Below are 1,928 nucleotides of genomic sequence, written 5' to 3' on the forward strand. Positions count from 1 at the left end.
TGTTCGGGCGGGTCCGGATGTACAACGCGGGCTTCGCCGTGTTCACCGTCGGGACCGTCGTCCTCGCGCTCGACCCGTTCCACGGGGGAGCGGGCGCCCGCGTGACGCTGGAGCGGATCGAGTCGTCCCTCGCCGCCGCGGTCCGGCAGCGGGAGGCCGCCGAGCAGGCGCGGTCCGCCCGCGAGGCCGAGCTGAGGGTCGTCCGCGGCCAGGTCCGCGAGCTGTCCGGCACGCTGGAGCGCCTCGTGAACGTCGTGCACGGCAACGAGGTCGCCCGCGCCGAGCAGCGGCTCCGGCTGGAGCAGCTCGAACAGCGCGCGCTGGAGGAGTTCGGCCTGGAGGTCGAGTCGCTGGTGTCGGAGTACGGGCCGGAGCAGCCCGTCCCGCCCGGCCCCGACGCCGCCGAGGACGCGCGGCCCGTCCCGTACGACCGCGCCGTCCAGGAGAAGCGCGCCAAGGCCGCCGAGCGCCAGCTCAACCAGCTCGGCAAGGTGAACCCGCTCGCGCTGGAGGAGTTCGCGGCGCTGGAGGAGCGGCACGCCTTCCTCACCTCGCAGCTGGAGGACCTGAAGAAGACCCAGCGGGAGCTGCTCGGCCTCGTCAAGGAGGTGGACGAGCGGGTCCAGGAGGTGTTCGCCGCCGCCTACGACGACACCGCCCGCGAGTTCGAGCGGATCTTCGCGCGGCTGTTCCCCGGCGGTGAGGGCAGCCTGTCGCTCACCGAGCCCGATGACATGCTCGCCACCGGCGTCGAGGTCGCCGCCCGGCCGCCGGGCAAGAAGGTCAAGCGGCTGTCGCTGCTGTCGGGCGGCGAGCGGTCGCTGGTCGCGATCGCGTTCCTCGTCGCGGTCTTCAAGGCCCGCCCGTCGCCGTTCTACGTGCTCGACGAGGTCGAGGCCGCGCTGGACGACACCAACACCCAGCGGCTGATCACCGTGTTCGAGGAGCTGCGCGAGTCGTCCCAGCTCATCATCATCACCCACCAGAAGCGCACGATGGAGGGCGCCGACGCGCTCTACGGCGTCAGCATGCGCGGCGACGGCGTCACGCAGGTCGTCAGCCAGCGGCTCCGCGAGCACGTCTGACCGCCGCCCGGCGTCCGCGGCCCGTCCGGGCAGAGTTGTGTCAGCGCGGGCGGTCCTAGGGCGCGGAGGCGGGCGTGAACAGGTAGCCGATCCCCGCGCGGTCGCACGGGGTGTGGATGGCGTGCACGCCGCCCGTCACGCCGATGTCGACGCCGACGCACATGTCCTGGTCGCGGGTCGCCTGCGGGGCGATGCGGTAGAGCCGGCCCGCCTTGATCGACCTTCCGGTGGACTCCACCCCGAACCGTTGCAGCGGATCGTCCGCGCACTCCTTCAGGTGCAGGGCGGCCCGCTCCTCCGTGGCGTCCAGCGTCACGCACCACAGGTCGTCGTCCTTCGTCCGCGCCTTGATCTGGTACGCCTGCGCGGCGCCCGGGGCGGCGGCGAGCTGGATCCGCTGGAGCTTGTCGTCCGCCCGGCACCGCTCCTGCGCGAGCCGCGATTCGAGATCGTCGTCCAGCAGGACCGACAGGCAGTCGCCGGACTGCTTCCCGTCGGTCACCGGGATCGGCATCACCGTGTACCAGCCGGGGCGCGGCGGCGGAACCCTGGTGGACGCGCCGGACGGCTTCGCCGCCCTGCCGTGCCCGGACCCGCCGCCGCCCACGCCGAACAGCGCGGCGGCCACCACCGCGATCGTGATGAACGCCGGGGCCGCGACGAGGAGCGACACCGGCCGCCTGCGCCCGGAGCCCTTCTCGGACGCCTTGCGGTGCCGGGCGTGGGACCCCGAGTCCGAGGGACGGCCGCCGGGCGTGCCACCGGGGTCGCCCGCCACGCCGGAACCGGTCCGCGCGCCCGAGATCGGAAGAGCGTCGTGTAGGGAAAGAGTGTAGATCTCGG

General features: G+C 73.4%; 2 protein-coding genes. One reads left to right on the plus strand and one right to left on the minus strand.

Translation table 11 applies throughout. The features are described 5' to 3' along the window. On the plus strand, nt 1–1,085 hold a 1,085-nt coding region (locus tag E1300_RS49360; protein WP_165503365.1), incomplete at its 5' end, for an AAA family ATPase. 55 nt (nt 1,086–1,140) lie between these two features. Here E1300_RS49360 and E1300_RS54450 read toward each other — a convergent pair. Beyond that, nucleotides 1,141–1,928: hypothetical protein (locus E1300_RS54450; protein ID WP_207400460.1), on the minus strand; the 788-nt coding region annotated here is incomplete at its 5' end.

It is taken from the genome of Actinomadura fibrosa, assembly GCF_900659615.1.
GTDB lineage: Bacteria > Actinomycetota > Actinomycetes > Streptosporangiales > Streptosporangiaceae > Spirillospora > Spirillospora fibrosa.